24 protein-coding genes are annotated in these 24,323 nt (G+C 59.8%); 16 read left to right on the forward strand and 8 right to left on the reverse strand.

Annotation, left to right across the window (positions count from 1 at the left end; translation table 11 throughout):
* Nucleotides 1-134 precede the first annotated feature (134 nt).
* Nucleotides 135-638: a DUF2306 domain-containing protein gene (locus ACSHXH_RS12695; RefSeq protein ID WP_435672175.1), complete on the reverse strand. Its 504-nt coding sequence runs from the start codon at nucleotides 636-638 to the stop codon at nucleotides 135-137.
* 95 nt (nucleotides 639-733) lie between these two features.
* Between ACSHXH_RS12695 and ACSHXH_RS12700 the strand changes: the two genes are divergently transcribed.
* The 7 genes from ACSHXH_RS12700 to ACSHXH_RS12730 all read left to right on the forward strand — a co-directional run bounded on the left by ACSHXH_RS12700 (nucleotide 734) and on the right by ACSHXH_RS12730 (nucleotide 7,894).
* Nucleotides 734-1,513, forward strand: a complete 780-nt coding sequence (locus ACSHXH_RS12700) for a LytTR family DNA-binding domain-containing protein (protein ID WP_435672176.1) — start codon at nucleotides 734-736, stop codon at nucleotides 1,511-1,513.
* A gap of 5 nt (nucleotides 1,514-1,518) precedes the next feature.
* Nucleotides 1,519-2,217 (forward strand): lipoyl(octanoyl) transferase LipB, encoded by a 699-nt coding sequence (gene lipB, locus ACSHXH_RS12705; RefSeq protein WP_435672177.1) that lies wholly within the window; start codon nucleotides 1,519-1,521, stop codon nucleotides 2,215-2,217.
* A gap of 68 nt (nucleotides 2,218-2,285) precedes the next feature.
* Nucleotides 2,286-4,220 carry a PhoX family protein gene (locus ACSHXH_RS12710; RefSeq protein WP_435672178.1) on the forward strand — a complete coding sequence of 645 codons (1,935 nt, stop codon included), beginning with the start codon at nucleotides 2,286-2,288 and terminating at the stop codon, nucleotides 4,218-4,220.
* Nucleotides 4,221-4,488: 268 nt separating this feature from the next.
* The gene (gene ctaD, locus ACSHXH_RS12715) at nucleotides 4,489-6,162 is read left to right on the forward strand and encodes a cytochrome c oxidase subunit I (protein WP_435672179.1); all 1,674 of its coding nucleotides are present in this window, start codon (nucleotides 4,489-4,491) and stop codon (nucleotides 6,160-6,162) included.
* Nucleotides 6,163-6,281: 119 nt separating this feature from the next.
* Nucleotides 6,282-6,464 (forward strand): type II toxin-antitoxin system CcdA family antitoxin, encoded by a 183-nt coding sequence (locus tag ACSHXH_RS12720; protein WP_435672180.1) that lies wholly within the window; start codon nucleotides 6,282-6,284, stop codon nucleotides 6,462-6,464.
* A 6-nt stretch (nucleotides 6,465-6,470) separates the two neighbouring features.
* Complete coding sequence (locus ACSHXH_RS12725) at nucleotides 6,471-6,962, forward strand: DUF2244 domain-containing protein (protein ID WP_435672181.1); 492 nt, start codon at nucleotides 6,471-6,473, stop codon at nucleotides 6,960-6,962.
* 11 nt (nucleotides 6,963-6,973) lie between these two features.
* A complete protein-coding gene (locus ACSHXH_RS12730) occupies nucleotides 6,974-7,894 on the forward strand; it encodes a hypothetical protein (RefSeq protein WP_435672182.1) in 921 nt (306 codons plus the stop codon).
* An 86-nt stretch (nucleotides 7,895-7,980) separates the two neighbouring features.
* On the opposite strand, the gene ACSHXH_RS12735 is transcribed toward ACSHXH_RS12730, so the two are convergent.
* A complete protein-coding gene (locus ACSHXH_RS12735) occupies nucleotides 7,981-8,445 on the reverse strand; it encodes a GatB/YqeY domain-containing protein (RefSeq protein WP_435672183.1) in 465 nt (154 codons plus the stop codon).
* 180 nt (nucleotides 8,446-8,625) lie between these two features.
* Here ACSHXH_RS12735 and carA point away from each other — a divergent pair, with 180 nt between their 5' ends.
* The gene (gene carA / locus ACSHXH_RS12740; RefSeq protein WP_435672184.1) at nucleotides 8,626-9,795 is read left to right on the forward strand and encodes a glutamine-hydrolyzing carbamoyl-phosphate synthase small subunit; all 1,170 of its coding nucleotides are present in this window, start codon (nucleotides 8,626-8,628) and stop codon (nucleotides 9,793-9,795) included.
* Between the two features lie 64 nt (nucleotides 9,796-9,859).
* Nucleotides 9,860-11,650 (forward strand): glycosyltransferase, encoded by a 1,791-nt coding sequence (locus tag ACSHXH_RS12745; protein WP_435672185.1) that lies wholly within the window; start codon nucleotides 9,860-9,862, stop codon nucleotides 11,648-11,650.
* A 4-nt stretch (nucleotides 11,651-11,654) separates the two neighbouring features.
* Here ACSHXH_RS12745 and ACSHXH_RS12750 read toward each other — a convergent pair whose 3' ends face one another.
* On the reverse strand, nucleotides 11,655-12,299 hold the full coding sequence (locus ACSHXH_RS12750; protein ID WP_435672186.1) for a GntR family transcriptional regulator: 645 nt from the start codon (nucleotides 12,297-12,299) through the stop codon (nucleotides 11,655-11,657).
* Between the two features lie 103 nt (nucleotides 12,300-12,402).
* Between ACSHXH_RS12750 and ACSHXH_RS12755 the strand changes: the two genes are divergently transcribed.
* From ACSHXH_RS12755 to ACSHXH_RS12765, 3 genes are all read left to right on the forward strand, one after another.
* Nucleotides 12,403-13,047, forward strand: a complete 645-nt coding sequence (locus ACSHXH_RS12755; RefSeq protein ID WP_435672187.1) for a pyrimidine 5'-nucleotidase — start codon at nucleotides 12,403-12,405, stop codon at nucleotides 13,045-13,047.
* A gap of 85 nt (nucleotides 13,048-13,132) precedes the next feature.
* The gene (locus tag ACSHXH_RS12760) at nucleotides 13,133-13,378 is read left to right on the forward strand and encodes a hypothetical protein (RefSeq protein ID WP_435672188.1); all 246 of its coding nucleotides are present in this window, start codon (nucleotides 13,133-13,135) and stop codon (nucleotides 13,376-13,378) included.
* A gap of 90 nt (nucleotides 13,379-13,468) precedes the next feature.
* Nucleotides 13,469-14,665 (forward strand): UbiH/UbiF family hydroxylase, encoded by a 1,197-nt coding sequence (locus tag ACSHXH_RS12765; protein WP_435672189.1) that lies wholly within the window; start codon nucleotides 13,469-13,471, stop codon nucleotides 14,663-14,665.
* A gap of 22 nt (nucleotides 14,666-14,687) precedes the next feature.
* Here ACSHXH_RS12765 and msrB read toward each other — a convergent pair whose 3' ends face one another.
* From msrB to ACSHXH_RS12785, 4 genes are all read right to left on the reverse strand, one after another.
* Nucleotides 14,688-15,161, reverse strand: a complete 474-nt coding sequence (msrB, locus tag ACSHXH_RS12770; protein WP_435672190.1) for a peptide-methionine (R)-S-oxide reductase MsrB — start codon at nucleotides 15,159-15,161, stop codon at nucleotides 14,688-14,690.
* Between the two features lie 108 nt (nucleotides 15,162-15,269).
* Nucleotides 15,270-15,839: a fasciclin domain-containing protein gene (locus tag ACSHXH_RS12775; protein ID WP_435672191.1), complete on the reverse strand. Its 570-nt coding sequence runs from the start codon at nucleotides 15,837-15,839 to the stop codon at nucleotides 15,270-15,272.
* Between the two features lie 95 nt (nucleotides 15,840-15,934).
* Entirely contained in the window at nucleotides 15,935-16,648 is a 714-nt protein-coding gene (locus ACSHXH_RS12780) for an anti-sigma factor (RefSeq protein WP_435672192.1), read from the reverse strand.
* The gene (locus ACSHXH_RS12785; protein ID WP_435672193.1) at nucleotides 16,645-17,187 is read right to left on the reverse strand and encodes a sigma-70 family RNA polymerase sigma factor; all 543 of its coding nucleotides are present in this window, start codon (nucleotides 17,185-17,187) and stop codon (nucleotides 16,645-16,647) included. The genes ACSHXH_RS12780 and ACSHXH_RS12785 overlap by 4 nt, the downstream gene beginning before the upstream one ends.
* Before the next feature lie 89 nt (nucleotides 17,188-17,276).
* Between ACSHXH_RS12785 and cobS the strand changes: the two genes are divergently transcribed.
* From cobS to ACSHXH_RS12805, 4 genes are all read left to right on the forward strand, one after another.
* Entirely contained in the window at nucleotides 17,277-18,263 is a 987-nt protein-coding gene (gene cobS, locus ACSHXH_RS12790; RefSeq protein WP_435672194.1) for a cobaltochelatase subunit CobS, read from the forward strand.
* A 97-nt stretch (nucleotides 18,264-18,360) separates the two neighbouring features.
* The gene (cobT, locus tag ACSHXH_RS12795; RefSeq protein ID WP_435672195.1) at nucleotides 18,361-20,238 is read left to right on the forward strand and encodes a cobaltochelatase subunit CobT; all 1,878 of its coding nucleotides are present in this window, start codon (nucleotides 18,361-18,363) and stop codon (nucleotides 20,236-20,238) included.
* 175 nt (nucleotides 20,239-20,413) lie between these two features.
* Nucleotides 20,414-22,195, forward strand: coding sequence for an aminopeptidase P family protein (locus tag ACSHXH_RS12800; protein WP_435672196.1), 1,782 nt, complete (start codon nucleotides 20,414-20,416; stop codon nucleotides 22,193-22,195).
* Between the two features lie 59 nt (nucleotides 22,196-22,254).
* Nucleotides 22,255-22,599, forward strand: coding sequence for a DUF427 domain-containing protein (locus ACSHXH_RS12805; protein WP_435672197.1), 345 nt, complete (start codon nucleotides 22,255-22,257; stop codon nucleotides 22,597-22,599).
* A gap of 4 nt (nucleotides 22,600-22,603) precedes the next feature.
* Here ACSHXH_RS12805 and ACSHXH_RS12810 read toward each other — a convergent pair whose 3' ends face one another.
* Entirely contained in the window at nucleotides 22,604-24,247 is a 1,644-nt protein-coding gene (locus ACSHXH_RS12810; RefSeq protein WP_435672198.1) for a chloride channel protein, read from the reverse strand.
* Between the last annotated feature and the right edge of the window lie 76 nt (nucleotides 24,248-24,323).

The following is a 24,323-nucleotide window of genomic DNA, read 5'->3' on the forward strand; positions in this document are numbered from 1 at the left end:
AGAGACTCGAACTCTCACGGGTGTTACCCCACAGCGACCTCAACGCTGCGCGTCTACCATTCCGCCACGACCGCACAGTCTTGACTTGGTAGGCGGGTGATTAGCGAAACGGCCGAACGGGGGCAAGCGCAAATTTACATGTCTGACGAAGTACGCAAACCTGACCGGAACCGACGCATCAGCAGCCGGTAAAGCGCCCATGCCAGAAAGGCAGCAATCACGATCCATCCCAACTCCGGCCTGTCCCCAAAGACCATGCGATTGATCGTGCGTCCCGGCAGGAAAGTCAGAAAGCCTGTAATGATCAATCCGGTGGCATAAAGACTGCGAAACACCGTTTGGTGCTTTGCGAAATCCCGGTTGATCGCGGCACGGACCCCAACCCACAGAGACCAAAGCGTCAGGAATGCGAACCCATGCAGGGGGCCAAAGTAGAACGGGCTCCAAAATGCCTCAATCCAGAAGGCGGACAGCGCGAGCGTGGCCATTGCCAACACCCAGACGTAGCCCAGCACTTTATGGACACGGTCACGTCTTGACCGGTAAAGAACAAATGGCCCAATCGTCAGACCAAGCATGGCCGATACCATATGGGCTTGAATGAAGAGTGTTGCATTTAGGAATGGGTCTAGCGTCATGTCGTCCTCTTGTCGTTTTTGGTGCGATACGGCACCACACATCGCCATGAGGCTGATCCGGCCAGAGGAGATACGTCAGTGAACGGGGAAGGTTCGTGAAAAACAGCCACACGCAACTCGCGCTTCGTGAATGGCGGCGGCATTTGCTGAACCCGCTGACCGTCACAGCGCTTGCCGGGGTGACGGCGATTCTGGCGCTGGTTGGTCCATTTGGCACGATATCGTCCCTGTCCCTGCCCGAACGCGCGACGTATTGGGGCCTGCTGGTCGTGTTGGGATATGTCGCCGGTTATCTGATCAGCTATGCGCTGTTGCGGTCCAACGATGCACACTACCGCATTGTCCGCGTTTTGCTGGCTGGCGTCCTGACTGGCATTGCCATGAATGTAATGGTCACAGCATTGAATATCCCTGTGTTCGGGTTCGTCCCCAGCCTGTCGGATTATCCGGCGTTTGTTGCAACAACGGTGGCAATTTCGGTGATTGTCATGGCCGTGATCGACACCTTCAACCGCAACCTGAAGCCGCTCCAAGTGGCGGCGGAACGACCCAAGGACACCCCGCCCCTTCTTGACCGGCTGCCGTTTGACAAGCGCGGGGCGCTGGTGGCGCTGTCAGTTGAAGACCATTATGTCCGCGTACGCACCACACAGGGCGAAGAGATGATCCTGTTGCGCCTTGCCGATGCGATCCGCGAGGTGGGCCCTGTGCGTGGCGCACAGGTGCATCGGTCCCATTGGGCGGCCTTTGATCAGGTGGCGGCGGTCACCCGCGACGCCGACCGGGCGATCCTGCGCATGACCACCGGGGGTGACATCCCGGTCAGCCGACGTCATATCCCAACCCTAAAGGAGGCCGGGCTGTTGCCCCGGTAGATGATATGGTCGAATGGCGCATCACGGACGGGTTGACTGACTATAACGAGGCTGTGGCCGTGATGGAGGCGCGCGCCGCCGCGATTGCCGACGGTACGGCAGACGAGCTGGTCTGGCTGGTGGAACATCCCCCGCTCTATACTGCGGGCACCAGCGCCAAGATCGAAGACCTGAAAGATCCCGACCGTTTTCCTGTGCACCCGTCCAAACGCGGCGGGCAGTATACTTATCACGGCCCCGGACAGCGGGTGGTCTATGTCATGCTCGATGTTGGCAAGCGCGGGCGCGATGTGCGGTGTTTCGTGCAAGATCTCGAACGCTGGGTTATTGCGACCTTGGGTGAATTTGGCCTGACTGGCCATATCCGCGACGGGCGTGTCGGGGTCTGGATTGAACGGCCTGACAAGAGATTTTTACCAAATGGTAAAATAGCCGAGGACAAGATTGCCGCCATCGGCATCCGCCTGCGCAAATGGGTGAGCTTTCATGGCATTTCAATCAATGTCGAACCAGATCTGAGCCATTTTGACGGCATTGTCCCGTGTGGCATCACACAGTACGGCGTCACGTCGCTGGTAGATCTGGGCATGCCCGTGACGATGGATGATGTGGATGTGGCCTTGCGCCGGAGCTTTGACGGGGTTTTCGGCGAAGCGGCAAAAAACCAAGAGGCTTGTCACGATTCTGATACCCGAATCCGGTGAAGTAACGCCACCCGGCGTGGCGCGATACGCTGTTGCCCGGCATCGGCAATCATCATCGGATATGGATCATGACACCCAAAGACATTCACGACATTTCTGCAGACGAGTGGGATGAACTGAACTTCCCACGCCCCGAGGGCAATGACTTTGACAAGGTGGTCGACCGTGCGATCTCGCGTCGCGGCTTTCTTGGCGGCGTGCTGGCCTTTGGGTCGGGTGCCGCCGTTATGGGCGCGGGTCTGCTCAAGGGCACGACCGCAATGGCACAGCCTGCCTCGCGTTTTCCGTTCACGCCCATCCCGGCGCAGACCGATGGCACGATCCACGTTCCCGAAGGGTATAGTTGGAAAACGCTTGTCCGTTGGGGGGATCCGCTGTTCTCGGATGCCGACGGCGCGTTTGATCCCGCAGCGGGCGTGGCACTTGACCATGCAGACCGCGTGATGGGCGAAAATACCGATGGGATGGAACTCTTCAATGTCGATGGCCGCGAGGTTTTCGTCGTCAACAGCGAATACGTGAACCCCAAGGTCAACCTGCCGCACACCGAAGACGGAATGTCCAAGTCGCTGGACGATGTGCGCATCCTGCAAAGCTTTCAGGGCGTGAGCGTGATGGAACTGGCGCAGGGCGATGATGGCTGGAACGTCGTCATCGACAGCCCTTATAACCGCCGCATCCACCACAACACGCCGATGGCCTTTTCGGGTCCGGCTGCGGGCCATGACCTTCTCAAGACCGAGGCCGATCCGACCGGTATGGAGTCGCTTGGCACGTTCAACAACTGCGGATCCGGCCGGACACCGTGGGGCACCTACCTGACCTGCGAAGAAAACTTCAACGGCTATTTCGGGGCGGTGTCCGACGTGTCCGCCGAGCCTTTGGTGATGGACGGTTTCCGCCGCTACGGCGTGTCGACCAAGGTTGATCCGGGCCGGTACAACTATCACGGTTTCGATGCGCGCTTTGACGTTGCGACCAACCCGAACGAGCCGCACCGCGCGGGTTATATCGTGGAAATCGACCCGGCAAACCCAGACGCGACCCCGATCAAGCACACGGCACTTGGCCGCTTCAAGCACGAGAACGCGGCTTACGGCATCGCCGCAGATGGACGTGTTGTGGTTTACATGGGTGATGATGAACGCGGCGAATTCATGTATCGCTGGGTCAGCAGTGACCTTTATGTGCCGGGCGAAGACACATCGACCTTGCTGGTCGACGGCACCCTGTCTGTGGCCGTGTTCGAAGACGACATGAGCGGACGCTGGGTGCCGCTGACCCCGGCGACCACGGGCATGGATGCGGCGATGATCTCGATCTTCACCCGTATGGCGGCCTCCAAGGTTGGCGCGACCACCATGGACCGTCCCGAGTGGATCGCGGTTCACCCGAACGCGTCCGAGGCCTATTGCTGCCTGACCAACAACTCGCGTCGCGGCGTGTTGAACGACGATGGCACGGTGCGCACCAATGCCGGTGGCGACCCGATGACGGTCAACGCAGTCAATCCGCGGGATACAAACCGTTACGGCCAGATCGTGCGGTGGCGCCCCGAGGGCGGGGATCATGGCGCAGACGGTTTCGCGTGGGATCTGTATGTGATGGCGGGCAACCCGACCGTCGCAGAAGGCGCACAGGCAGGATCGGCCAACATCAACGCCGGCAACCTGTTCAATTCGCCCGATGGCATGGTCATCGACTCCACCGGCCTGATCTGGATCCAGACAGACGGCGACGACAGCAACGACGGCGATTTTGCAGGCATGGGCAACAACCAAATGCTGGCGGGTGACCCGGTGACGGGCCGCATCGAGCGCTTTATGACCGGACCGAACGGCTGTGAAGTCACCGGACTGTGCTGGTCCACAGACCGTCGCACGATGTTCATAGGCATCCAGCACCCGGGTGACAGCGGCGGCAACTGGCCCGATGGTGAAGGCAGCCTGCCACGGTCGGCTGTGATTGCCGTTACCCGCGACGATGGTGATTTGATCGGCTGATCCCAACCAGGTCTCAATTCAGCCCCGGGCGCAAATCTGTGCCCGGGGTTTTCATTTGCACCTCGCAAATATCAATAAAAGTCAGAGCGTTGCGTGACGTTCCGTCGCAACGCCAGCCGCGCCAAATGACCAAACTGCGACAATAAAGTTTGATCTGCGTCAAATACATCCGTTGCCGCCACCGGTGTCACATTCTAAAACGTTGATGGAACAAATGGCGCGCGGAGAATCCCTGCGCCATTTTATTGGGAACCAGCAGGAGGCAGATATGGCAGACGCCGCCATTCACGGCCACGAACATGAAGATCAGCGGAGCTTTTTCACCCGTTGGTTTATGTCCACGAACCACAAGGATATCGGGATTCTCTACCTGATCGCCGCCGGTATCGCGGGCTTCATTTCGGTGGCCTTTACCGTTTACATGCGTATGGAGCTTATGAACCCCGGGGTTCAGTACATGTGTATGGAAGGCGCCCGCCTGACCGCAGCAGCGGTTGGCGATTGTACCCCCAACGGACATCTTTGGAACGTGCTGATCACCGGCCACGGCATCCTGATGATGTTCTTTGTGGTCATTCCGGCGCTGTTCGGCGGTTTTGGTAACTATTTCATGCCCTTGCAGATCGGCGCGCCGGATATGGCGTTCCCGCGACTGAACAACCTGTCATTCTGGCTGTTCATTGCAGGCACAACGATGGCGGTCTGTTCGGTCTTTGCACCGGGTGGCAATGGTCAGCTTGGGTCAGGCGTGGGCTGGGTTCTGTACCCGCCTCTGTCGACCAATGAAGGCGGCTTCTCGATGGACCTGGCGATTTTCGCGGTCCACATCTCAGGCGCGTCGTCGATTTTGGGTGCGATCAACGTGATCACCACCTTCCTGAATATGCGCGCGCCGGGCATGACTCTGTTCAAGGTGCCTCTGTTCGCGTGGTCGATCTTCGTCACAGCTTGGTTGATCCTTTTGGCACTGCCGGTTCTGGCGGGCGCGATCACAATGCTGCTCACAGATCGTAACTTTGGGACGACCTTCTTTGATCCCGCAGGCGGTGGTGACCCGGTTCTCTACCAGCACATTCTGTGGTTCTTTGGTCACCCCGAAGTTTACATCGTGATCCTGCCGGCCTTCGGCATCATCAGCCACGTCATCGCCACGTTCAGCCGCAAGCCGGTTTTCGGCTACCTGCCGATGGTCTGGGCGATCATCGCGATTGGGGCCCTGGGCTTTGTCGTGTGGGCACACCACATGTACACGGTCGGCATGTCGCTGACGCAGCAATCCTACTTCATGCTGGCAACGATGGTCATTGCGGTGCCGACCGGGGTCAAGATCTTCTCGTGGATTGCCACGATGTGGGGCGGATCGATCGAGTTCAAGACACCGATGCTTTGGGCATTCGGCTTCCTGTTCCTGTTCACCGTGGGTGGTGTGACGGGCATCGTTCTGTCTCAGGCTGCCGTGGACCGCGCTTATCATGACACCTACTACGTGGTTGCGCACTTCCACTATGTGATGAGCCTTGGCGCTGTGTTTGGTATCTTCGCGGGGATTTATTTCTACTTCCCCAAGATGACCGGCAAGATGTACCCCGAATGGGCAGGCAAACTGCACTTCTGGACCTTCTTCATCGGTACGAACATCACGTTCTTCCCGCAGCACTTCCTGGGCCGTCAGGGCATGCCGCGCCGCTACATCGACTATCCCGAGGCCTTCGCCTATTGGAACTACGTGTCGAGCTGGGGTGCCTTCCTGTCCTTTGCGTCCTTCCTGTTCTTCATCGGCGTGATCGTCTGGAGCCTTGCAAAGGGCCGTGCCGAGACCGCGAAGAACCCGTGGAACGAATATGCGGACACGCTGGAATGGACCCTGCCCTCCCCCCCGCCCGAGCACACGTTCGAGCAGCTTCCAAAGCGGGAAGACTGGGAAAAGTCCCACGCGCATTAATCCCAGCGCGATTGGAAACCAAAGGCTCCGGTGGAAACATCGGGGCCTTTTGCTATGAAACCTATCGTTGTTTTCCGGTACGTCTCGAGACATTATTCAAATCAAAGAAGATGTGTTAAATGCCGCGCAAATCTACCAGCCTCAGCCTTGATGCCGACCTGATCGCCCGTGCTACAGCCGTTGGCGCGAACATCTCGCGCGCCGCCGAAGCCGGAGTCGAACAAGACGTCCGCCGCGTCGAGGCGGAGCGTTGGAAAGACGACATCACCCGCGCCTGTGATCTGCTTATGACAGGATACTAAGCACCCATGCCCTATACGTGGACCGACAATTCCCAGAACACCTCAGAACTGCGCCTCTGGCCGCATCAATCGCTGCCCGCGCATGGCTTTGCCGCGACGATCCTTGGCATCTTTACCCTGTCCACGATCCCGCTTTACGGGTTGATTGGCACCGTGTTGCTTTGGGGCATTCTGCCCTTCATGCTGCTTGCGCTTGGGGCAATGTGGTATGCACTGCGCCGCAACGAACGGGATCTGCAAATCGTGGAGACCCTGACGTTGACGCCCGAGGATCTGCACCTGACACGCCAGACCCTCAAAGGCGCGCCACAGGAATGGCACTGCAATCCCTATTGGACGCAGGTCAACATGCACCACAAGGGCGGCCCGGTTCCGCACTACGTCACGCTGTCCGGGGCCGGAAGAGAGGTTGAGATCGGCGCGTTTCTGAGCGAAGACGAGCGCAAAGAGCTATACGCAGAACTGAGCGAGAAAGTTCGGCGCATCGCCACCCCCTGATCCGAGGCATCATGGCACAGGTTCCCGCCGTCCCCAAACTCAGCCGCGCCTGGCGTCTTATGCGAAGCGATACGTTAGGGCGCACAGATGCCACGCCAGATATGGCGCCATCGGAACGGGCTGCCCTTGCGCTGCGGGCATCGCAACCGCACCGATCCCGCGCAGAACAGGTGACGTTCCTTTTACCGTTGGTGGGGCCAGATCATGTTGGCGATTGGGGCGCGGTGACAGCGCGGTTGCGTACGACGCTTGCGGGGTTCATCGCGCAGGACAATCCCAATTGGAGCGCAGTTGTCTGCTGTCAGGCGCGCCCTGATCTTCCAGACGACCCGCGGATCACCTATCTGCCCTTCAGTGACCCGACGCCGGGAAATGACAAATGGCGCAAGCTGCGCCTGCTGAACGAGGCCCTGCCTGATCTGGTCACGCAGCCGGGATATGTAATGTCCTTTGACGCCGATGACCTGCTGCGCCAAGGTGCTGTGGGTGACATGCTCTCGCGGCAAGATCGCGGCGGGTATCTGGTGCAGTCCGGATATGTCATGGATGTGTCGACCGGCGATATCGGGCTGGCGGACAGGCGCACCCTGACGGCCCCGATGCGAAAACCGTTCTGGAAGCTCTGCGGGAGTTGTGCGGCGCTGTATCATGACCCGGCCAGCCCTGCCTCAACGGCGTTCCTGGCCGAGATGACGCAGCACGAGCACAGGATGTTTCCTTATCTGGCCGAATTGGCAGGGCAACCGTTGGCGCCGCTGTCCAGACCGTCGGTTTTGTATATGCTCAACCATGGCGAGAATTTCGGCGCGCGCCGTGGGCGTGTCGGGTACAAGACGCGCTTTGTTCAGACCTACAAGATCACGGACAAACAGTCGCTTGCCGACATCAGTCGGGATTTTTCTCTGCAACCGGCCGGACACAGGATGCGTTGACGCAACATAGGGTTTCCATTGACGAAAAGCGGCCAGCCCCCCCCCCCCCGATGCGAACCCGCATCAGGGGAAGTGGCTAGAGCCGCTTATGCGTTTGACAGCCGGTCCTTGACCATCGGGCCAACCGCGCCAAAATCCATCTGCCCGGTGTATTTTGATTTCAGCGCCCCCATGACCCGCCCCATATCGCGGATCGAAGACGCTCCGGTCTCTGCGACAGCGGCATCCACCGCGCTGGCGACTTCGTCTTCGGACAATTTGCGCGGCAGAAATTCGTCGATAACGACGATTTCCGCCAACTCACGTTCGGCCAGATCAAGCCGCCCGCCTTCTTCGTAGGTCTTGGCGGTATCAGCGCGCTGTTTGACCATTTTGCCAAGGATACCAAGAACTTCATCATCGCCGACACCGTCGTCGTTGCCGTCCCCACGCGCCGCGATATCGCGGTCCTTGATCGCCGCGTTGATAAGCCGAAGTGTCGATAGCCGTGCACTGTCCTTGTCGCGCATCGCCTGTTTGATAGACGTGTTGAGCCGGGTGCGAAGGTCCATGAATTCCTATCCCATGGTTGAACGAGCGAGCACATTAAGCGAGGACCTGTTTAGAAGCAAGCCTTCCAGATTTATGCTAAACTATTGAAAAATAACAAAAACGCATTTTCGCACCTCCCTTGACCGCGAGGCAGCACAGCCGTAGGTTCCGCACGATTTTACCCCCTTCGGAGTCGCGCCATGTCCCAGCCTGCAAATGACAAACCGACCGCCTGTCTGGTGCTTGCCGATGGCACGGTTTTCTATGGCCAGGGCTTTGGTGCCACGGGCACATCGGTGGCTGAACTGTGCTTCAACACCGCGATGACCGGCTATCAAGAGATCATGACCGACCCATCCTATGCAGGTCAAATCGTGACCTTTACCTTCCCGCATATCGGAAATGTTGGCGTGAACCCCGAAGACGACGAAACCGCGGACCCTGTGGCCGAAGGGATGGTCGTCAAATGGATGCCGACCCAAAGCTCGAACTGGCGGGCCGTGCAGGAATTGGGCGACTGGCTTGCTGCACGCGGGCGCATTGCCATTGGTGGGATCGACACCCGCCGCCTGACCCGCGCCATTCGCCAGCTTGGTGCGCCGCATGTGGCTCTCGAACACAACCCAGGCGGCGTGTTTGACCTTGCTGCACTGGTGGAAAAAGCCCGCGCCTTTCCCGGGCTAGAGGGGTTGGATTTGGCCAAGAGCGTCACCTGCGCACAATCCTATCGCTGGGACGAAATGCGGTGGGCCTGGCCCGAAGGCTATGCCCCGCAGACCGATCCCAAACACAAGGTCGTGGCCATCGACTATGGTGCCAAGCGCAACATTCTGCGCTGCCTTGCCAGTGCGGGATGCGATGTGACTGTCCTGCCTGCCTCGGCCACTGCCGAAGATGTACTGGCCCACAATCCTGACGGTGTGTTCCTGTCCAATGGTCCCGGCGACCCTGCCGCCACAGGCGTTTATGCGGTGCCGATGATCCAGACCATTCTGAATGAGACCGATCTGCCCATGTTCGGTATCTGCCTTGGGCACCAGATGCTCGCGCTCGCGCTTGGGGCCAAGACGGTCAAGATGAACCACGGCCATCACGGGGCCAACCACCCGGTCAAGGATACCGAGACCGGCAAAGTCGAGATCACCTCGATGAATCACGGGTTTGCGGTGGACAGCCAAACCCTGCCCAAAGGTGTGCTTGAGACGCATGTGTCGCTGTTTGACGGATCGAACTGTGGTATCCGCATGGCGGACCGCCCGGTGTTTTCGGTGCAACAACACCCCGAAGCAAGCCCCGGCCCGCAGGACAGCTTTTACCTGTTTGAACGGTTCGCAGAGTCGATGGCGGCCAAGAAAGCCGTCACTGCCTAGGCTCCGTTAACCGACAGTTAACCAGCCAGCGCTTAACTGACCCTCGGTAAGACCCGGGGGACACATGGCTTGGACGTCAAAATTTGCTGCGGACCGACCGTTTGTGCTTGGGTCGTCAAGTCGTGTTACTGCCTCTGCGGATGGGGATCTTGCGGCCAGCGTGCTGCGCAATGCCCGCTCACTGACTGCACGGCACAGACGGCTTGATCCGGCGACCAACCCGCCTGATCCCGCCCTCGATCACCTGCTGCCACCCGAATTTTGTCTTGAACACCGGGTCCTGCCCTGGGGCACGGTGGGCGAGGCAGTGCTGGTCGGCGCAACACCTGATGGCGATCGCACCCAACTGCGCGACATGCTCGAACATGTTCTGGGTCCGGTTCTGTTTGCCGATGTGTCCGAGGACGATCTGCTACACATCATTTCGGAGCGGAACGGCGATTACCTTGCCGATCTGGCCGAAACGATGGTCGCTGATGATTATAGCTGCCGCGACATCAATAAGCTGACCTGGACACGGGGGATATTGGCATCGGTGTTTTTCGGGGTCAGCCTTGCGTTGATCTTTTTCTTCCCCAACGCGTTTTTCGCCGGCATCACGGCAGTGGCCGTGGTCAACCTTTTGGCCTGTGTGCTTTTCAAGATCACTGTCTTTTTGGCGGGCTACAAGAAACCACCCGTCAAAGCGGTGCATGTGCCCCTGGCGGAAAAACCTGTGGTAAGCCTGATGGTTCCGCTTTTTCGGGAAGCGGACATCGCTCATACGCTCGTGCAACGCCTATCGCGGCTCAGCTATCCAAAGTCACTTCTGGATGTGGTTTTGGTGCTTGAGGCAGAAGACACACTTACCCGTCAGATGATCGACGCGCTGTCCCTGCCCGGCTGGATGCGGGTTGTCCGCGTGCCCGATGCCACGCTCAAGACGAAACCGCGCGCACTCAACTATGCGCTTGGGCATACGCGGGGTGACATTATCGGCGTGCTTGATGCCGAAGACGCCCCCGCCACCGACCAGATTGAACGCGTGGTCGAAGCGTTCCACCTTGCGCCAAAAGATGTGGCCTGCGTGCAGGGCATTTTGGATTTCTACAATACAAAATCGAACTGGATCTCGCGCTGTTTTACCATCGAATATGCCACATGGTTCCGCATCGTGCTGGCAGGGGCCGCACGTTTGGGCCTGCCAATCCCGTTGGGCGGCACAACAGTTTACCTAAAACGGTCAGCACTGACTCATGTCGGTGGATGGGACGCGCATAACGTGACCGAAGATGCCGATCTTGGCATTCGGCTTGCGCGGTTTGGATACCGCACCATCCTGATCCCCACCGTCACCCGCGAAGAGGCCAACAACCGGGTGGTCCCTTGGATCAAGCAACGATCACGCTGGCTTAAAGGGTATATCATCACCTATCTTGTGCATATGCGACGGCCCTTCCGTCTGCTCCGCGATCTTGGACTGCGCAAGTTTCTGGGGTTTCAGTTTTTCTTTCTGACCACGATCCTGCAATTCACCCTTGCGCCAGCGCTTTGGTCATTCTGGCTCGTGTGTTTTGGGTTATCGACGCCGTTTACGGACCTTTTTCCACCGACATGGACCGGGGGCCTTTTGGCCCTCTTTCTTTTGACCGAGCTTGTGTCCCTGCTCATTGGATTTGTCGCAGTCGCGCGCACACAGCATGAAAAACTGATGCATTGGGTGCCGATGATGTTCTTCTATTTCCCGATGGGTGTGTTTGCCGTTTACAAGGCGTGGTCGGAGCTCATCTTCAAGCCCTTCTACTGGGACAAGACGCAACATGGCCTGTCCGAACCCGATGTCTTGGGCGGCGACATTCACATGACACGGCGCTGAGGCGCTATCCCTTGGACATGGAATCCAGCTTGAGACGGGTCACAAAGGCCACCGAGATATGATCGCGCAGCGCCTTGTAGGCGGCATCCTCGTCGCGGTGCGTGATCGCGTCCACAATGGCCTGATGTTCGGCCAGCGCGATTTCACCCCGCCCCTGCGCGGCAAGCGATGTTGTCGCCATCAGCGCCATGGACCGATGAACAAGATCAAGCTGTTGCACCAGAAAACGGTTATGCGACGCCAGATGGATCTGCTTGTGAAACCGCCGGTTGGCCCGCGCCAAGGCGGATGGATCATCCAGCAGGGCGCGATCATCATGGACCATATCTTGCAGTACTTGCACCTCTTCTTCGGTGGCGTGACGCGCGGCAAGCCGTGCCGCGAGCCCCTCAAGCTCAGTTCGCACCACATATAGCTCGGCCATCTGGTTGTGGTCCAACGATGCGACGATCAAAGACCGCCCGTCCCGTGTCAGAAGCGATTGCGTCTCAAGCCGCTGCAATGCCTCGCGGATCGGGGTGCGCGACATGCCAAACCGTTCGGCCAGATCGCTTTCCACCAGCCGATCGCCAGGACGGTACACCCCCACATCAATCGCTTCGAGGATCGAGGCATACGCATCCTTCTGAGGAGGTTTGACGTCTTTCATTCCGCAATGTCCTTTGTCCGTTCGGCACAAGATAGCGCCGGACAGTCAAGGGACGCAAGTTGGGCCATTGCCGCGCCCTGCCTGCCGTCTTAAACTAGACCATATGGTAAAATCTGCTTTCTCACATGTGCGCCACTGGGTGTTTGACCTTGACAACACGCTGTATTCGCCGGCCGTTCGCCTGTTCGACCAGATCGAAGTGCGGATGACGAAATTCGTCATGGACGCCGTTGGCGTTGACCGCGACCGCGCCAATCAGCTGCGGGTCGCGTATTGGCAGACCTATGGCACAACCCTGGCCGGATTGATGCGTGAACATGACGTGGACCCGGCCCCGTATCTGCATGACGTACATGATATCGATTTCACCGTCCTGTCCGAAGACCCCTATCTGGCCTCGCTGATCAAAGACCTCCCGGGGCGTAAGATTGTCTACACCAACGGGTCAGCCCCTTATGCGGAAAACGTGCTGCGCGCGCGCGGGCTCGACGGTATCTTTGACGCGGTGTACGGCGTGGAACACGCAGAGTACCACCCAAAGCCCGAGCGCGGCGCGTTTGAGCGCGTCTTTGCCCGCGATGGCACTGATACCGGCCTTGCAGCGATGTTCGAGGATGATCCGCGCAATCTTGCCGCGCCCCACGCGATGGGCATGCGCACGGTGCACGTCGCACCAGATGCAATTGAGGCCGATCATATTCATCATCACACCTCCGACCTTGCGGAATTTCTGGCGCGGCTGACCTAGGCGCAACCTGCCGAGTTGCGGCAATTTGCCAGTTTTCGTTCGCCGCGCGCTTCCTATTTGACAAGGGTCAAAAGCGAGGTCTGATATGTCTGTTACCGAACCAACCCTGTCCCGACGCCGCCGCGCGTTTTATGCCATCCCCGTGTTCGGCTGGGTTGCCCGCGATCTGATTGAAGGATCGCCAGACACGATTTACTATCTGCTGGTCGCGCTGTTCACCATGGTGGTGCTGGCGGTGATGACATGGGGCATTGTCGCGTTAAGTATGATAGCGCTGGCCATGGTGCCGGTGGTGATGGTGACCTTGATCCTGATCACGGTCGGGAAATAGAATTGCCCGGTGGCGTGCGCGCTGAAACATAGCGCTGGGGGACCAATCACGATATATCCGTCCGGGACTATAGCACCGAAAGGCCATGCCATGGAGTATGACATCGTCGTATCAGGAGGCGGCATTGCGGGAATGGCTGCGGCAGCGGCCTTTGGCGCGGACGGCCATTCGGTCTTGTGCCTTGACCCGACGCCCCCGATCACGGACCGCGAGGCGGTCGGGGCTGATTTGCGCAGCACCGCGTTTTTGCAACCTGCCCAGTCTTTTCTGGACGAGATCGGGCTGTGGGCCCGGCTCGAAAACCACGCAATGCCATTGCAAGTCATGCGGATTGTCGATGCGGGCGGGCCAGAGCCAACAGCCCGTGTGACCAAGGCGTTCAACGCCTCTGACATCTCGGATTTGCCTTTTGGATGGAACCTCCCAAACTGGCTGTTGCGACGGGAATTTCTTGCCCATCTTGATCACCTCGATACGGTGACGTTTCGCGCCGGTGTCGGGACCACATCGCTTTTCACCCGCGAGGCTGAGGCCCGCGTCGGCCTGAGCGATGGCACCCACGTGCGCTGCAAGCTGGTGATCGCGGCGGATGGGCGCGGCTCTCCGATGCGCAAGGCGGCGGGGATCGACGTGCAGACCACGCGCTTTGGTCAAAAAGCGCTGGCCTTTGCCGTGACGCATGCAATTCCGCATGACAACGTTTCGACCGAAATTCACCGCACCGGCGGGCCGTTCACCTTTGTGCCGCTGCCCGATCTGGACGGACGCCCATCTTCGGCGATTGTCTGGATGGAGGAAGGCCCAAACGCCGACGCGTTGATGGCGCTTGAGCCGGAGGCGTTTGAAGACGCGATGACCACACGGTCATGCAGCCTGTTTGGGCCGCTAAAATTAGCCTCGCGCCACACGATCTGGCCGATCATCAGCCAACACGCCGACAGGCTGAGTGGTGAGCGTATCGCCCTTGTGGCCGAGGCCGCGCATGTGGTGCCACCCATCGGGGCACAGGGTTTGAACATGAGCCTGACGGATTTGAGCGTGCTGCGCGATTTGGCGCGGCAGGCTGGGGCGGACCTTGGCAATCGCAAGATGCTGGATGCCTACCACCAAAAGCGGATCACAGACATCCGGGCGCGTGTGGCGGGGATCACCTTGCTGAACCGCACCTCGATGCTGAGCGCGCAACCCCTGCGTGACATCCGGGCCAAGGGGTTGGATGCGCTTTATACGCTGAAGCCCGTGCGCAAGACGTTGATGCAACTGGGGCTTGGTGCACGCGGCGTATGAGCGCGTACCCTGTTGGACGAAATTACGTGGCGCGGAACGTCAGGCTGACACCGTTGATGCAGTGGCGCTTGCCGGTGGGCCGTGGACCGTCATCAAAGATGTGACCCAGATGGCTGCCGCAGCGGCGGCAATGACATTCAGTGCGCGTCATGAACAAGGATCGGTCGGCTTTTGTACCAATCCCATTGGCCTGCGCCTGCCAGAAACTCGGCCAGCCCGTACCGCTGTCATATTTGTGCTCCGACGCATAAAGCGCCAAGTCACAGCCTTTGCAGTGGAACATGCCAGCGCGCTTTTCATCGTTCAGGGGCGACGTAAATGCCCGCTCAGTGCCTTCTTCACGCATCACACGGTATTCCAGCGAAGTCAGCATCGCCTTCCATTCTGCGTCCGTGCGGGTGATTTCGAACGTGCCCTTGGCCGCGTGGGCCATTCCAGTCGAGCCGGTAAGGCCCAACACGGCCGCTGCGCCTTGCAAGAAATGTCGTCTCAACATGGTGTCCTCCTCGGATGGTCAATAGATGGTGCCCCGACCCGCGCCAACGCAAGGTCGGGGCACACACTTTTGCGCGATCTCAGTGCCGCAGATGTGGGGGGTCAGGGCTTATTGAGTCGGCAAAAGCACGCGGTCAATCACGTGGATCACACCATTGGATTGACGCACATCCGCGATGGTGACAGAGGCCTCGCGCCCGTTTTCGTCGGTTAGCGTGATCCGGGACCCCTCCATTTTCGCCTGTAAAACACAGCCCCCCACCGTCTGCACAGGATGCGCACCACCATCATCGGCGATCATTCCGGCGATGGCGTCGGACATCGCGTTGGCCGCTACCACGTGACAGGTGAGGATCTGCGTCAGTTGCGCCTTTGCTTCGGGCTGAAGCAAAGCGTTGAGCGACTCGTCCGAGATCATGTCAAACGCTGCATTGGTCGGTGCAAAGACCGTAAAGGGGCCATCACCCATCAGCGTGTCAACCAGCCCGGCCGCTTTGACAGCCGCGACTAGCGTGGTGTGATCTGCCGAATTGACCGCGTTTTCCACGATATTGCGGTCCGCGAACATCGCTGCACCGCCGACCATCGGGTTGTCGGTGCCAGCATGGCTTTCAGCAAAGGCAGCCCCCGTCACGACGGTGGCGGTCAGGAATGCGGTGGTCAGTGTCTTGAGTGTCATGTCGTTCTCCAAAAATCCCCGCCGGGTGTTGGCGGGTCGGAAGCAGACACGGGCGTCACACCGCCCCTGTTTCAAAAACACCGATCACATGAGTATCACGACGCTGTGAGCGGGCCCGCCGCGCGCACCGCCCCTGTTGGCGCACCTGTAGGCGATCCTCCAGGCGGTTCATCCGATACCGCCAAAACGGCGTCAGGCAGAAGTGCCAGCACATCCGCAGGCAGATCGATGATCGTGCTGGACGCGTCGGTCAGCAGCCCCAATGACACGGGAGACGCTTCGCCCGCAATCAGCCACAGCTCGAACACCCGACCGTCCGGGGGCGCACCTGTCGCACGGATCACCTGCACCGCGCCGCGGGCTGTGTCGACGGTGGCGGTGAGGGCAAGACCGTCTCCGTCGGGCGTTGGGACAAGCTGCGCCGTCAGATCGGCACGCAGCAGATCGTCGTCCGGTGTGATGACGCCAAAGGTGACCGCCGCCCAAAGAACGAGTGCAGCTGCGATGCCACCAAGACCGTAGGGCCAGATTTGCTGCCAAAACGACGGCCCGCTTGGTTTGAACAGGACCGATTCAAGCCGTTTTTGCAGTTGTGGCGACGGGGGCACAGGATCGACCCCGTCGAGGATCAGTTCGGCAAAGTGTTCCTGCCACGCAACAACATCCGCGCGCAGGTCTGGATCAGCCTCCATGCGGCGTTCAAACGCATCGCGTTCGGCGTCGGGCAGCAGGCCAAGCGCGTATTCCGCCGCCAGCGCCATTGGGTCGGCATCCTGCGGCCCCAGCGGGGGTGTGGTCTGGTCACTCATCGGCTCAAACACTCTCGTAGGGCAATCAAGCTGCGCCGCAGCCATGTGCGAATGGTGTTGAGGTTCACACCTGTCGCTTCGGCCAGATCGGCATAGCTGTCACCGTCCAGATAGGCTCTCTTTACCAGATGGGCGCGTGCGCGGGGCAACGCGTCAAGACAGGCCTTGATCTGGCGCGCCTCTGACGCAGCGACAGCACTGGCTTCGGGGCCGGGTTTGCTGTCAGGCATGAGATCGGCTGTTTCAATCGGGTTCGGCGGCAGCCTGAGTGCGCGGCGCCGATCCACCGCGCGATTGCGGGTGATCGTGATCAGCCATGTCATCGGGGAATACCCGTTCACCTTGTAGCTGTCGGCTTTGTTCCACACCGTCACGAACACCTCCTGCAAGACCTCCTCGGCCTCTGCGCGGTCGTTCAACACACGCAAACAGACGCCAAAAAGTTTCGCAGAGGTCCTGTCATACAGGCTGGTAAAGGCAGCGCGGTCGCCCATTGCGACACGGGCGATCAGGTTTTCCACCTCTTCTTGCGGTGTCATCGACGGATTCCCGTGCCCTTTCCCTTGCTCCTCCCGGCAATATGTTGCACCACACAGACGCAAAACCAGCTTAGAAGGATGTCCGCAACATGGCTGACGGGACGATCGACATCAACGCCAAACCGACAGAAGAAATTTCCGCGCGCGAGGTGTTTGGCATTGATACGGATATGATTGTCCATGGCTTTCCAGAGCGCACGGACCGCGTGCCGGACATCGACAGTACCTATAAATTCGACCACGATACGACGATGGCGATCCTTGCGGGATTTCGCAACAACCGCCGCGTGATGATCCAAGGCTACCACGGCACCGGCAAATCGACCCATATCGAACAGATCGCCGCGCGCCTGAACTGGCCCTGTGTGCGCGTCAACCTTGACAGTCACATCAGCCGGATCGACCTGATCGGCAAAGACGCGATCAAACTGGTGGATGGCAAGCAGGTCACGCAGTTCCAGGAAGGCATTCTGCCTTGGGCGCTGCGCAACCCCACAGCGATCGTGTTCGACGAATATGACGCAGGCCGTGCGGATGTGATGTTCGTGATCCAGCGTGTCTTGGAAACCGACGGCAAACTGACGCTGCTCGATCAGAACCAAGTCATCACCCCGCACAAGTATTTCCGCATCTTTGCCACCGCGAACACCGTTGGTTTGGGCGACACAACCGGCCTGTACCATGGCACACAGCAGATCAACCAAGGCCAGATGGACCGTTGGTCATTGGTGGCGACGCTGAACTACCTGTCGATTGATGCCGAAACATCCATCGTTCTGTCCAAAGCGCCGCATTATAACACCGAGAAGGGCCGCAAGATCGTGCGCCAGATGGTGACCGTCGCAGACCTGTCGCGCACCGCGTTCATGTCGGGCGACCTGTCCACAGTGATGAGCCCGCGAACCGTAATCGCTTGGGCGCAGAACGCCGAGATTTTCCGCGATGTCGGCTATGCGTTCCGGGTGTCGTTCCTCAACAAATGTGATGAGCTGGAACGTCAGACCGTGGCAGAGTTCTACCAGCGGTGCTTTGACGAAGAGCTGCCCGAAAGTGCAGCATCGCTGAGCATCGGGTGATGGGTTTCGGATCGGCTACGCCGATCCGACAGTCTGGGGGCTCCGCCCCCAGACCCCCGGGATATTTGAAAACCAGAGAAGCAGGGGGCAGTCTCGCATGAGCAAACCGAACGACAACCCCGCCGATCCGTTCAAGAAGGCGCTGGCCGAGGCCACCAAGGTCATGGCCAAGGACCCGGATCTGACGATCAGCTATTCTGTTGATCCAGCAGGGATCTCTGGCGATGCGATGCGGTTGCCCCAGATCAGCCGCAGATTGACCCGTGACGAAGTGCTTTTGGCACGCGGAACTGCTGACGCGATGGCCATGTACCGCCGCTATCACGATGTGGGCACCCATGCGCGCTATGCGCCTCCGGGTGACCTGGCGCGCGAGCTTTACGAGTCGATGGAAACCGCCCGCTGCGAGGCGATGGGCGCGCGCGACATGCCCGGCACCGCTGGTAATATTGATGCCAAGATTGGCCATGACGCGCAGCGCCGGGGCTATGATCAGATCAAGGAAGCCTCTGACGCCCCCTTGCCTGCTGCGGCGGGCTACCTTGTGCGCCATCTGGCCACAGGACGCGATTTGCCTGTAGGCGCGCAGAACGTCATGGAGCTTTGGCGCGGGTTTATCGAAAATCAAGCCGGCGGGACGCTCGAGACCCTGCAAGACGTCTTGAACGATCAGGCCGCGTTTGCCCGCTTCACCCGTGCGGTGATCTCGGATTTGGGATACGGTGACCAGTTGGGGGACGACCCGGACGAGGTTGACGAGGAGTCGCAGGATCAGGCCGAAGACGGCAATGACGACGAACAGGAACCGGACAGCACCGGGCAGGATGAAGACGAAAACGAAGACTCGGAAGCCAGCCCCGAATCGAGCCAGGACGAAACTCAAGACCCGAGCCAGGCTCAGGTCTCGATGGACGAGATGGCCGATCAGGAGATGAGCGACGAGGCCGAGATGCCCGAGGGCGAAGCACCGCTTGAGCCGCCCCCTCCTGCCCCGTATTCCGAAGCGGACCCGACCTACAAGGTCTTCGACGCCACCCATGACGAGGAAGTTATGGCCGAGGATCTGGCCGAACCCATCGAATTGGAACGGCTGCGCGCCTATCTCGACCAGCAGTTGGAACCGCTCAAGGGGGCGGTCAGCCGCCTGGCCAACAAGCTGCAACGCCGCCTTCAGGCCCAACAGAACAGATCGTGGGAGTTCGATCTGGAGGAAGGCATTCTGGATGCGGGCCGTTTGGCGCGTGTCGTGGCAAACCCGACAACGCCATTGTCCTTCAAGGTCGAGAAAGACACCGAATTCCGCGACACGGTGGTGACGCTTCTCTTGGACAATTCCGGGTCCATGCGTGGTCGGCCCATTTCGATTGCTGCGATCTGTGCCGATGTTCTGGCCCGCACCTTGGAGCGGTGTTCCGTCAAGGTCGAGATCCTAGGCTTTACCACCCGCGCGTGGAAGGGTGGACAAGCCCGCGAGAAGTGGTTGAATGAAGGCCGCGAACAGCAGCCCGGACGCCTGAACGACCTGCGCCACATCATCTACAAAAGCGCCGATGCCCCGTGGCGGCGGACCCGGCCCAATCTGGGTCTGATGATGAAGGAAGGCCTGCTGAAGGAAAACATTGACGGTGAGGCGCTGGAATGGGCCCACCGCCGCATGTTGCACCGCACTGAGGCGCGCAAGATCCTGATGGTGATTTCGGACGGCGCACCGGTTGATGACAGCACGTTGTCGGTGAACCCCGCCAACTACCTTGAAAAGCACCTGCGCGATGTGATCGCCATGGTCGAGCGTCGTCGCCAGGTTGAATTGCTGGCCATCGGCATCGGCCATGACGTGACCCGGTATTACGAACGCGCTGTGACGATCACCGATGTTGAACAGCTTGCCGGTGCGATGACCGAACAGCTTGCATCGCTGTTTGACAGTGATCCCCGCGCCCGCGCCCGCTTTAAGGGGATCCGTCGCGCAAGCTGACGTGATTTGTGTTGAACCGATTGTACAGGTGCGACCGACGCGGCCCAAGGGCCGCGCCTTTGTGTGTCAAAAAAAGAAGACACTTGGGCTGTGCGCACTCCAGACTGCGCCACCAGGGCTTGCCGAACTGCCTGTTTCCGGGTTGGCTTGCACCACATAATGGAAAGACCAGTATATGTTTCAGACCTTCACCGACGCGACCTCACCTGAACAGGGCCCCCCGCGACTGACCGCCTTGCGCGCGGCGATGGCCGATGCGGGTCTGGACGGGTTCATCATCCCGCGCGCCGATGCACATCAAGGCGAATACGTGGCCGAGCGCGATAGCCGTTTGGCGTGGCTCACCGGGTTCACCGGGTCCGCAGGATTCTGTGTCGCACTCGCAGACACCGCCGGTGTGTTTGTTGATGGCCGCTACCGGGTTCAAGTGCGCGCGCAGGTGGCGGACGTGTTTACGCCGGTGGATTGGCCAGAGGTGTCCTTGGGCGAATGGATCGCCGAAGCGGTAGCGCAAGACGGCGTTGTCGGCTTTGATCCATGGCTGCATACGGTGTCGCAACTGCGCGATCTTGAGGCAAGCGTCGGGTCAGTTAATTTGCGCCGCTGCGCAAATCTTGTGGACCGCATCTGGGAAGACCAGCCCCCCCCGCCGGCCACCCGCGCCTTTGTCCAGCCCGTTGATCTGACCGGTGAGGCGCATGCCTCCAAGATTGACCGGCTTGCGCAGACGCTTGGCCCTGCCACTTGCGCGGTTATCACATTGCCTGACAGCCTGTGCTGGCTGCTGAACATTCGCGGTGATGACGTGCCGCGCACGCCGTTTGTACACGGCTTTGCAATCCTGCATGCGCAAGGCGCTGTGACGTTGTTCATCAACGAGGCCAAACTGGTCGAGCTTGGAGATCACCTGGGGCCGAAGGTTCGTGTCGCCCCGGTGGATGCGTTCCTGCCGGTTCTGGCCTCGCTTGGGGGGCCGGTGCAGATTGATCCAGCTTCGTGTCCGGTGATCATCGCCGATACCCTGCGCGATGCCGGAACCGAAATCATAGATGCCGCAGACCCCTGCGCTTTGCCAAAAGCCTGCAAGAGCCAAGCCGAGCTGGACGGCACGCGGGCCGCACACCTGCGCGACGGGGCAGCCATGGCGCGGTTCCTGTGCTGGCTTGACCAGCAGCCTGTGGGCAGCCTGACCGAGATCGACATTGTCACCCGGCTTGAGGCGGAACGCGCCGCGACCAATGCCCTGCGGGATATCAGCTTTGACACGATTTCAGGCGCCGGGCCAAACGGGGCGATCGTGCATTACCGCGTGACCGAGACGACAAACCGCCGGGTCAACCAAGGCGTGTTGCTGGTGGACAGCGGAGGACAATATGTGGACGGCACCACGGACATCACCCGCACAATTGCCATCGGTCAGGCCAGTGCCGAAGAGAAGCGCGCGTTCACGCTTGTGCTCAAGGGAATGATCGCCATCTCGAAACTGCGCTGGCCCAAGGGTCTTGCCGGGCGCGACATGGATGCTCTGGCGCGCGTCGCGCTTTGGGAACAGGGCATGGATTACGGCCATGGCACAGGGCACGGCGTTGGGTCGTATCTGAGCGTCCATGAGGGCCCACAGCGTCTTGCCCGCACGGGGACAGTGCCGTTCCTGCCGGGGATGATCCTGTCCAATGAACCCGGTTTCTACAAGGAAGGCGCGTTCGGCATCCGCATTGAGAACCTTGTGGTCGTGCAAGAGGCCCCCGCCCTGCCCGGCCAGACCGTGCCGGATATGCTGTGCTTTGAGACCCTGACCTATGCGCCGATAGACACCGATCTGATCGACATTGATTTGCTGACACGTGCTGAACGCGACTGGCTCAACAGCTATCATACCGACGTGCTTGCCCGGATCGGACCATTGGTCGACGGCGACGTATCCCACTGGCTGACGCGGGCTTGCGCGCCAATCTGACCTAAATCATTTACAATATCCGGCTAACCCCGGTACATCGCATTCAAAAGGGATGGAACATGCAAAAACACATTTCAGTCAGACCTGCCGAAGGCACTTGGGTGGTACGCGCCGGGGGGGCCGTGATCGGCGAAAGCAACTCTGCGCTGGAAGTGACCGAGGGCGATTTGCCCTTCATCATCTACTTTCCACGCTCTGACATTGCGATGGCTTTTCTCGACAGTTCGGAACACAGCACGACTTGCCCACACAAGGGCAAGGCCAGCTATTTCCACATCATGTCGAAAAGCAAGACCTACTCCAACGCGGTCTGGAGCTACGAAGACCCCGAGGCTGACGTTGCTGCGATCAAGGACCACCTGGCCTTTGATGTGCAAGACGGCGTGCAGGTCGAAAGGGTCTGATCCGTTAGCTATGCTCTTCGGCTGCCGTTGCAGCAAGCGCCCGGTTATAAGCCTTTAGCGCATCCACATGGAACAATGCCCCCTGATAAATGGGGGCATCGTCATCGCCCTCCATCTTGACGACCGGCAGAAATGCCACGCCTGATTTGTCGAACAAGGGCAGCGCCGTCTCAAGCGTTGCCTGCGCTTGGACATAAAGTCCTTGGTCGATCATCGTCAGGCAGGCCTCTTCATCCGCTGCGTTTGGATCGTTGGGTTTGCGCATCACACCCTGCACTCGGAACATTGCCAAGAGATAGGCTTGCGGCCCCGCAGCAAGGTGTACGTTGCGCCGCTCAAGCTGGGTCAGGAAGAACGACCGATCCACCAGCCGCGCCGACACGGCGGTGGACATCGACACCGACACCATCACCGCCAGCCCGGTTTGCCAGTCGCCCGTCAACTCGAACACAATAAGCGTGGTTGAGATCGGTGCGCCCAGAACTGCCGCCGCCACAGCGCCCATTCCCGCAAGCGCATAAAGCGTCGCGGTGCCGGATTGATCTGGGAACAGCCCCGTTGCGATCAGGCCAAAGGCCAGCCCGGTCAACGCGCCCAGCATCAACGAGGGCGAGAACACGCCGCCACCCATGCGCCCCCCCATGGTGATGGCCACCGCCACCACCTTGAGCATGGCAAACACCACAGCCTCATGCCACAGCAGCGCCCCGGTGAGCGCGCGTGACGTCGTCTCGTATCCAACGCCGATGATGTGGGGAAACCAGATCGCCATAGCGCCCAGCAGGACACCTGCAATTGCAGGCCGCAAAAGGTGCGGAACCCCCAATTGCCTTTGGAACCGCGTTCCCACGTCATCGGCCAGAAACACCGCGCGCATCATGGCCACCGCAACCAAACCGCACAGCAGCCCAAGGATAAAGAACGCAGGCAGCTCAAGATAGAATTCAACTGTTGTGGTTCCCGGCAAGGTAAATTCGGTGACATCGCCGAACACCAGACGGTTGATCACCGTGCCTGCCGCACTGGCCACGACGATGGGGGCAAAGGCATGCACGGCAAAGTGCCGCAGAACCACCTCAAGCGCGAACAGAGCCCCGGCAATGGGCGCATTGAAACTGGCCGAGACGGCAGCAGCCACGGCGCAGCCCAGCAGGTCGCGGCCAGTGATGCCGTCAGCCCGGATCGTGTTTGATACCCAGGACGAGATCATCGCCGCGATATGCACCACCGGCCCTTCACGTCCTGTGCTGCCCCCGGTGGACAGGGTGATCCAGCTACAGACCGCCGACGCGATCCCGGCCTTCTTTTCAACCCGGCCGTCATTAAGCGCGGCACCTTCGATCACATCTGCGACCGACCGCACCCGCCCGTCCGGCGTGAAGTAATGGATGATGACCCCAACCACCAAACCGCCCAGCGTCGGGATAGCGAGCAGCATCCACCACGGCAGGGTTTCGGCATAGCTATGGATCGTGGCAACGCTTGGTGTGCCGTAGACCGTTGTTTGCAGATAGGTGATGGCAAGCCGGAACAGCGTGGCCGCAAGCCCGGCTGCAATCCCGATGAGAAGAGCAATCAGCCAGAACTGGAACTGCGACGGCCCTTTGTGACGCAGCAAATCCCAGCCACGCGCACATTGTCGTTTCATGTCCTGTAGCTGACCTTGCAAAGCGGATGCCATGCCAAGCGGACCTTTCCAGGGCGGGCAACCCGCGTCAAAAATC

This window comes from Marivita sp., assembly GCF_051251565.1.
GTDB lineage: Bacteria > Pseudomonadota > Alphaproteobacteria > Rhodobacterales > Rhodobacteraceae > Marivita.